Source organism: Desulfovibrio sp. (assembly GCF_019422935.1).
Classification (GTDB): Bacteria; Desulfobacterota; Desulfovibrionia; order Desulfovibrionales; family Desulfovibrionaceae; genus Desulfovibrio.
On the sequence record NZ_JAHZCJ010000001.1, the window covers coordinates 85,794 to 94,275 of the forward strand.

Consider the following 8,482-nt stretch of genomic DNA (forward strand, 5'->3'; position numbering starts at 1 on the left):
GGGCCTCCCTTATTGCCTTACAGCGCCGCCACGGTGCGGTTGCAGCAGTGTTTTATTCAACCTCTGGATGTAATCCGATACATTTTCTCCGGGGGCGATCCAGCCAGCCCCGGCGGGCGCTTGGGCTTCGGCAGCCGCGGCAGAATCCTGCCTTGCGGCGTCGTTACGTGCCCCGTACTTCGGCGCATACTGCGCCCCGGATTGGGATTCGTGCTGGATTTGAGGGCGCAGGCCGGAATGTGAATTGGGGCGGAACGGGGGCGTTTTGCCGGGTTCGGGCCGCATCTGCCCTGGCTGAACTTGGCCAGGCCGTACGCCATCGGGCCGCTTCTGGTCCGGGCTTTCCGCATCTGTTCCCGACATATCCGGTTTGGCAGGCGTCTGCTGGCTTCCCTGAGCGGGAGCCTTGGGGGCCGCCCCCTGATTGGCTGTTTTGCCGGAGTTTGCCGCATCGGGCGCGGCAGCGCCAGTGGGTGAATCTGCATTGAGAATAACAGGCAGACCATCCTTGCCGCCGATCACAACCACCTTGGCGTTGGACGAACCCGCAAGCTCCTTGGTGGCCTGAATGCCTTCGTAGCGCAGGAAGTTCTGCGTCATGTTCTCGTTGACAAGCGTCTGGTAGGCCTTGATGCCTTCGCCTTCAATGGTCTTGCGGCGGGCTTCCTGCTGGGCTTCAAGCAGAATGTACTTGTAGCGCAGGTAGTCCTGCTCCGCTATGAGCTTGCGTTCAATGGCCTCGCGCAGCACTTCGGGCAGGGTGATGCTTTTGACCACAAAACCCTGAATAAGTACGGGGATGCGCCCCATTTCTTCCACCGCGTCCACCAGCATCTGGTCTTGCAGTTCCTGCCGCGCTGTGGAGTAAAGGTCGTCTGGCCGGTAGCTGCCGATGGTTTGCCGCACGGCGGAATTCATGATGGGAATGACGACCTTGTCGCGGTAGTTAGGCCCGATTTCCTGATGCAGGTTGGGCAGGCGGTCGCGGATGATCTGAAAGCGCAGTGAAATCTGCACGTTGATGGTCAGGCCGTCCACGGTCAGCACATCAATGTTCTGGGTTTCTTCCTGCACGCGCACATCATAGATGTACATGATGTTCCACGGCTGGATGAAATGTATGCCTTCCTCGTAGGTGTGCTGCAACTGTGTGCCGCCGCGAAAACGCGCATACAGAACGCCGAGCTCACCGGGCTTGATGGAAATGACGATGCTCGGCCAGAGAAAGATGAGCAGCAGTGTTGCGACAGCACCCGTGATTATCAACCGCAGGCGATTGCGGCGCAACATTTCCCGTATATTTGCACAGACGCTTTTCATTGGTCCAACCGGTAGGTTTGCTGTGTATATTGCGCGGAGCCGCGCCAGAACATATCAAGCGTATAGTCTATGCACTGCCTTTCAAACAGAATGCAGCGTTCTTTGTCGTCTTCCGTCTGGCCCATGCAGATATTGTAAAGAATGGGGCACATATCAACATTGAGCACAAATTCGCCAAGATTGGGGCGTGAATGGATTCCCTTGCGAGCGTGGCGCACAAGGCTCTTGACGTATTTGTTGTTGCAAATCTGAATGCGCTGCCCATAATCGTGGTTTTCTTCGTAACATTTCAGCCTGTTCTGAATGGTTTGCGTGTTTTCCACAGCATTCACTTCAGAGGGCATGGTGTCGCGCACATTGTTGTACAGTTCGCGTACAAACTGGATGTTGGAATTGCCCGTAAGGTCTTTTGCCTCGGTCTCCTGCTCTGTATACAGGCACAGCAGGGCCGTCAGAAGGAGGGCAAGCCGCAGAAAATGGCTGCTCATACCTGCGCCCCTTCGCCAAAAGGTTCTTCCACAAAGCCGCCTTCGCGCATGGTCAGCACCCTGTCGGCCACGTGGAAGTAGCGGTCGTCATGCGATATGGCCAGGATTGTGCCGCCCTGGCGGATGATGTCGGGCAGCAGTTCCTCATAAAAGTAGCGGCGGAAAACAGGGTCGAAATCCGCGGCCACCTCGTCAAATAGGTAGATGTGGCGCTTTTCAAGCAGCGCACAGGCCAGGGCAAGACGTTTGCGCTGCCCGGCGGAGAGATCAAGCGTGGAGAATGTGCCGTCTTCGAGCAGGCTCACCTTGGTTTCCATGTGCAGGGTGCGCAGCACGTCCGTGAGCTGGGCCGGGGTGATGTTCAGGCCGAGGGGGCGGGAAAAAAGGTGATAGTCTGTAGGCACAATGGTGAAGAGGTTGCGGTAGGATTCCATGTTGACGTCTGAAAGCATGACGTTGTTCAGGAACATTTCTCCGCTCTCGGGCGCGTACAGCCCGGCCAGCACCTTCATGAAGGTGGACTTGCCCGACCCGTTGCCGCCGCGAATAAACACCAGTTCGCCCTTGCGCAGTTCAAAGCTGTCTACTTCAATGCCAAAAAGCCGCATGCCGCTGCGGTCATGGTAGTCAAAACGCACATCGCGCAGGGCTATGGAATCAAAAGACGGCACAATGGGGTCGCCCTGCTGCCAGCGCGCCTTGACGCCCGCGCATTCAAAGGGTTCCGTCACTGCGTCTATCTGCGATTCCACAGCTGCAAGTTCCTGCAGGCTCATTTCTACCTTTGCCATCATGGGAACCGAGGTGATCAGGCTGATGAGCGGGCTCAGGCTGAACATGCAGAGCACCAGCAGCGAGGAAGTTTCCGATGTTTCGAGGTTCAGAATTTTGGGCATGATAAAAAGTATCAGCCCCAGAATCAGCAGATTGAACATGGCAAAAAATGATATGCCAAGGGCGTGTCTGTGTTCGGTGGCATCGCGGGCTTCTGATGCCACAGAAAGATCGGGGATGATCTGCTCGCCAAACAGCGCCGTAGTTTTGGGCTTGTGCATCTTGAGCTGCTGCAGACCGGCATAAAGGTCGCGCAGGCCTGCGCAAAAGCGCTGGTCGGCCTGCATGGCTGGCCCCATGTGCGCATGCACCTTGTTGATAAGGTGCAGAAAAATCCAGAACCCCATGGCAAGAAAAAGAAAAACGCCCAGTGTACCGGGAATGGACACAGTTGCCATCTTGGCAAAAGAGAGGGCCACCATCACCGTGTTGGCAGAGGCCGCCACCAGCATACGGGCCGCTTCAACCACCATTTCGCGTCCGTCAAGCAGGGCGGACTGGATACGGTTTTTGTCCAGTTTTTCATACTCCAGCAGGGAAACGCCGCGCAGCTTGGCGGCAATGCGCATGCGCCATTCCATGATGCCGCGCAGGGCAATCTGCGCCGAGCGCCCCGTTATGTAGCGGAAGAGAAAATAAAAGGAGGCGAGGCTCACCAGAAAAGCAAGAAAGGTGCTGAATTCCAGCCCGTCTTCAGAAAGCTGCTGCAAGCCCTGAAGCACCGAAAAAACGGCAAGCCCCTGCATGATGCCTGAACCGAGGCACGCGGCGGCAATTTTTTTGCCTTCCTCGCCGGCCTGTTCCCACAGAAGTTTCAGAAAAAGCGATTCTTTCAGTTGCAGCATGTGGTTTTGTGGCCCCGGTGTTCAGGTGCGCCGCGCACTACAGCATGCCCGGCGGTCTTGTATGCGCCCCATTGCAGTGCAGGGGCTCTGGTAAATCAACAGTCAACGCTGCCGCAGCGGCAGCCACGGCCCTAGCAAGGGCGGCAGTTATGCTCTGGGGGCAACCTCGGCAAGTGTGCGGCTGGATACGGCGGGCGTCACAGCCAACACTTCCGTAAGGGCCAGTTGCCCGGCCCATACGGAAGGTTCCGATTCCCGAAACCGTCAGAGATCGCCGATACTAGGCCGCGTCTGTGCCCGCTTCTTTGGCGGGGGCTTCAGCGGCGGCTTCGTCCTTGGTTTCTTTTTTCATCTTGTTCTTGATCTTGCCGACGAAGGTTTTGCCTTCTTCAACCTTTTCCTTGAAGTAGGTCTTGGCTTCTTCGGCATTGAAATCAATCAGGTTGCCGCCCTTTCTGAAGTGGCGGTCAAAAACCCAGCCCAGGGCATAGGTGCTGGCGCCGCCCATGATGCTGATGGTTGCCGCGCCCGCAGTGAAGCCAATGACCGGAATGCTTTTCAGCAGCGAGGCAGCCAGGGGCACGCTTGCCGTGGTCAAAAAACCGCCGCAGAGCGAAGAAATAATGGATTTGACGCGTTCTTTCTTGAATTCAACGCCGTGGGCCTGGGCCAGCGCGTGGATAAGCTCAATCTGGAGGGCAGAGAGGCCCAGAAAATCTACAAGGGGCACCGGCACAAAACCAATGCCGATAGCGCCGTACACGCGCTTGCGGATGATGGTGTCCACCACTTCTTCCGAGGGGCAGGCGCGTTCGCACGTTTCCGTTTCAGCAGCGGTTTCGGCCTGGCAGGCTATCTGATCTTCCACGCCGTCGACCTTGTTTTCCAACGTATCTTTTGTCATGTGCAACCTCGTTGTGACCGGTTTCAGGGTTACGGGAAATCTATTGGGCAACGGCCGTTTTATCAACGCCCGCCAGTGTGACGTCAAAGAGCTCGTCTGCCGAAATGAGCAGAATCAGCGGCAGATCCATGCCCATCTTTTGGGCAGTCACCAGATTCAGCGCGATCTTGGGCGTGTAGGCCGCGGTTTCAAGTTGGGTATTGGGCGGCAGCAGGCCAAGTTGGGCGGCAATATGGTCAGCATAAAATTTGCCAAGAGGAACATAATCAAGGGTCGAAAGCCCCATCAGCGCGCCCCTGCGCACATGTACGCTGCCATCGCGCGCAAAGGTCTTGATATGGTGGGCATTGAGCGTGTTAAAGATGGCCTGCGGGTTGGCCTGCGTCCAGTCAAAGCAGTTGAGGGCAGAAATGTAAAAGGCATCCACGCCAGCTGCCAACAGTCTGTCCACGCCCTTGGTGCACGATTCTATGCTCTCCGCCTTGTCCAAAAAGGGGTACTCCACAAGGGTAAAGCCGCGCTCGCGCGCAACTTCGCGCGCTTCCCTCACGTTGGAGTATGAAAGGCCCTCGGGGCTGTCGTGATACATGATGCCAAGGCGAAGGAAGGGCAGCGCCTCATGAAACAGGGCAAAGACCTTGAACCATTTGTCCTTGGTGTAGCGGATGGTCAGGTTGGCGGCGCCTTTGCCGGTGGCGCGATCCACAATGCCAGCGCCTGCGGGATCGGCAACGTCAACGCTCATGATGGGCGTTTTGCCGTTGTTTTCAGCCAGCAGGGCCTTGGTGGCCTCTGTTCCCATGCTGATGATGACGTCGATATCCGGATTTTGCATCAGCTTGCGGGCCTCAGCGCGGTAAACGCTCTCAGACGCATCCCAGCCAGGGCTGATGTACAGTTCGTCCGGCAGGGTGATGCGGTCGGCAACCCCGCGTTGCCGCAGGGCCTTGATGATTTCTTTTTGCAGCAGGGTAAATTCCCAGTACGGCCCGGCTTCAAAATAGGCCGCGACCTTGGGGCGCGAGGGTTTGGGCTGGGAGGACGCCGGGGCAGGCGCTGCCATCTGTTCCATCGGCGCACGCGGGGGGGCTGCCTGCACGTTTGCGCACAGGGATACCGCGCAGCAAAGCGCTGCGGCAAGTGTGGCGAAGAACGATCCGAGGCGGCTGCTCATGGAACAAAATACCCTATGATGCGTTCTTGGTGACGCAGTGTGTCCGCCGCTCGGCGGTTCTGACCAAAAACTGGAGTGGATTTTTTTCCAAAATCCGTGCGGAGCAGACAAGCATTTTTATGGCAATCTGCGCTATTGGCGGTGTTGGGCCACACGGATTTTTACACGGGCGCAAAGCCATGCGCGCATGTTTCAATATACCAGAGGAAAAGCGGTATCGTCCACATGAATTTGGGGCGCGCATCGGCGTTTCTGCATGATTTTTGGCGGGTTGCAGGAATCAACAGGCAAGGTGGACAATGACGTCCAGACAGGAGCTATGCGCCGCTACGCTGCACTGGTAACCGTCTGATGTTTTGATGTCTCGGCTTGTCCACTGCCCGCCAACCTCAAGCATTGCAGTCGCGCCGTGAACAGCGTTTGCAGTGAAGGATGCTATCCAGCCGCTCTCTTGCGGCCCGGTGTGTACGCTAAAGCTTTGCAAGGGCATGCTCAGGCCCATGCCCACAGCCTTGATTATGGCCTCCTTGCGCGTCCAGCAGCGGTAAAAGGCGGTTTGCAGTTCCGACGGGGGCAGAGACAGCAGGTCTTTCTGCTCCTGCGGGTGCAACTGGCTGGTCAGCTCCGCCGCATCGGGCAGGGGGCGCATTCTTTCCACATCAATGCCCACGCTCGCGCATCGGCAAAAGGCCACCCATACCATGCTGCCAGAATGGCTGATGGAAAAATCAGCGGATACTCCCGGGCAAAAGGGCTTGCCGTAAGGGGAGCGGGCAAACACGGCAGCGCTGTCCTGCGTGGCACAGTCCTGCCCAAAGGCGGCGTACAGCAGACGCCGCGCCAGCGCCCGGCCTGCCAGATGCCGCGCTGCATCTTCTATATGCACATAGCGTCCGGCCTCCTGCTGCTCTTGCGGGGAGGTGTGTGTGGTGCATTGTCTGGGCCAGTCCGCAATATTCTCAAGCTCCAGGCCAACGCACAGGATGGATTTTTCCGGGGTGGACGGCGCGCGCCAATTGTAAAAATGTTGCGCCAGCACCGCCTAACCCGCTGGTTGGAGTGTGTGCGTCATGTGATCTGCCAGTTCCTGCCAGTGATCCTGAACGTAAAAATGGCCGCCGCTGAAGGTGCGTACCGTGCATTGCGCATCTGTCAGGGTTTGCCAGTGCAGGGCGTCAGCCTCGGTAACGAGATCGTGGCTGCCAATGGTGGTATGGATGGGCAAGGGCAAGTGGCTGTAGGGGGCGGGCTGCCAGCCTTCTATGGCCATAAAATCAGCGCGGAGCACTGGTTCAAGGTAGTTTCTGAAATCCTGCGACTGCGCAATCTCGGGCGGAATACCGCCCATGCGGGCCACGTAGTCCCACAGCGCGCCTTGGGGGAGCTGATCAACAGGGCATGAAATCCCGGTGCGCATCCGGCCTGGCGTGGTGGCGGACGAAATGAACAGGGCCGTGGGCAAGGGCAGTGCCGCATCGCAGGCGAAGCGTGCGCAAAGAAAAGCCAGCAGGCCGCCCATGCTGTGGCCAAACAGGGCATAGGGGCCAGTGTGGGCGGTGGAGCGGATCTGCTCCAGCAAGTCGCGCCCCATGCTTTCCATGCTGGTGAGCAGCCGCTCCCGGCAGCGGCGGCCTTTGCCTGGCAGTTCCAGAGGTCTTATGGTGATCCATGACGGAAAAAAATCGTTGAACTTCGCATAAAAGGCGGCATTGCCCCCGGCGTGGGGAATGCAGAAAAGTGTCGTAGCTGTGTGTTGCATGTGGTGCCCTACAGCTCAACCCATCCGGCATCGTCATCAAGTTTTTGAATGATGATGCGCGAGGCCTGTTCTTCGTGCCCGATGCGGGCATGCATCTGCTTGAGAACAATATTGCCCTCGCTGATGCCGCAGATTTCCAGTTTGCCGATGTCGTGACCGATTATGTACTTGAAGCGCTTGCCATAGCCGCTGAGTTGGGCCTTGGCCTTGTCCACAATGGCAATGCCCTGCTTGAGCGGCAGTTGAAAATGGTGCCGCACCCGCGAAACCGGCATGCACTGGTACAGATAATACGGGTTCACCCCAATGGAAAGCAGGCGGTTCATCAGCTCGACAATATCTTCCGCACTGTCGTTGACGCCGCGCAGCAGCACCGCCTGATTGTTGATGATGGCCCCGCACAGGCGCAGCCTCTTGATGGCCTCGGCCGAGGTGGGCGTGATCTCGCGCGCATGGTTGTAGTGCGTGGCAATGTACAGGGCCTTGCGTTCGGCAAAAGCGCGAAGGGCATCTATGAGGCCGTCGTCAAAGATGCGCAGCGGGTAGGTGACCGGAATGCGCGTGCCTATGCGCACAAAATCCACATGGTCGATCCCGGCCAGCCCCTCCAGCATTTTTTGCAGCACCGGGGTTGCCAGGGTCAGGGGGTCGCCGCCGGAAAGGATGACGTTGTTGATCTTGGGATGGTCGGCAATGTATTGCAACGCCCCGGCAAAATTGCGCAGGGTCTGCTGGCTGGAGTGCCCCACAATGCGGCGGCGAAAGCAGTGGCGGCAGTGCATGGCGCAGCATTCTGTTGTAACCAGAAGTGCAGTGCAGTCGTATTTATGCAGTACGCCATTGCCCTTGTCGTGCTTGTCGTCGCCATAGGGGTCGGCAGTTGTCGCGCCCATGGATCCGGCAACCACCAGTTCTTCCGCATCAGGAAAGCACATGCGACGTATGGGATCATTGGGATCGTTTCTATCTATAAGGCTCAGATAATAGCGGGGAATATTGACCGGGTGCACCGTGGCGACTTCACGAAGCGTTGCTTCCTCTTGTGGACTGAAAGTGGCGTATTGCTTCAACTGGTCGATGGTGACGACATTTTTTGCAAGTTCCTTTTTCCAGTCAAGGCATTTCCAGCAAGGTTCAGCGTCCATTATTCCGGCCTCG

At 57.6% G+C, this 8,482-nt stretch carries 8 protein-coding genes; all 8 read right to left on the reverse strand.

Translation table 11 applies throughout. The features are described 5' to 3' along the window. Positions 1 to 9: 9 nt before the first annotated feature. Entirely contained in the window at positions 10 to 1,320 is a 1,311-nt protein-coding gene (locus tag QZ383_RS00350; RefSeq protein WP_291442096.1) for an SPFH domain-containing protein, read from the reverse strand. Further along, entirely contained in the window at positions 1,317 to 1,808 is a 492-nt protein-coding gene (locus QZ383_RS00355) for a hypothetical protein (protein ID WP_291442098.1), read from the reverse strand. The genes QZ383_RS00350 and QZ383_RS00355 overlap by 4 nt, the downstream gene beginning before the upstream one ends. Beyond that, the gene (locus QZ383_RS00360; protein ID WP_291442100.1) at positions 1,805 to 3,487 is read right to left on the reverse strand and encodes an ATP-binding cassette domain-containing protein; all 1,683 of its coding nucleotides are present in this window, start codon (positions 3,485 to 3,487) and stop codon (positions 1,805 to 1,807) included. The genes QZ383_RS00355 and QZ383_RS00360 overlap by 4 nt, the downstream gene beginning before the upstream one ends. A 280-nt stretch (positions 3,488 to 3,767) precedes the next feature. Then, positions 3,768 to 4,391 carry a DUF697 domain-containing protein gene (locus QZ383_RS00365; protein WP_291442101.1) on the reverse strand — a complete coding sequence of 208 codons (624 nt, stop codon included), beginning with the start codon at positions 4,389 to 4,391 and terminating at the stop codon, positions 3,768 to 3,770. A 40-nt stretch (positions 4,392 to 4,431) separates the two neighbouring features. Further along, positions 4,432 to 5,565: an ABC transporter substrate binding protein gene (locus QZ383_RS00370; protein WP_291442103.1), complete on the reverse strand. Its 1,134-nt coding sequence runs from the start codon at positions 5,563 to 5,565 to the stop codon at positions 4,432 to 4,434. Positions 5,566 to 5,845: 280 nt separating this feature from the next. Next, positions 5,846 to 6,604 (reverse strand): 4'-phosphopantetheinyl transferase superfamily protein, encoded by a 759-nt coding sequence (locus QZ383_RS00375; RefSeq protein WP_291442105.1) that lies wholly within the window; start codon positions 6,602 to 6,604, stop codon positions 5,846 to 5,848. Between the two features lie 3 nt (positions 6,605 to 6,607). Then, entirely contained in the window at positions 6,608 to 7,324 is a 717-nt protein-coding gene (locus QZ383_RS00380) for an alpha/beta fold hydrolase (protein ID WP_291442107.1), read from the reverse strand. A gap of 8 nt (positions 7,325 to 7,332) precedes the next feature. Beyond that, on the reverse strand, positions 7,333 to 8,469 hold the full coding sequence (locus tag QZ383_RS00385; RefSeq protein ID WP_291442109.1) for a KamA family radical SAM protein: 1,137 nt from the start codon (positions 8,467 to 8,469) through the stop codon (positions 7,333 to 7,335). Positions 8,470 to 8,482: the final 13 nt, after the last annotated feature.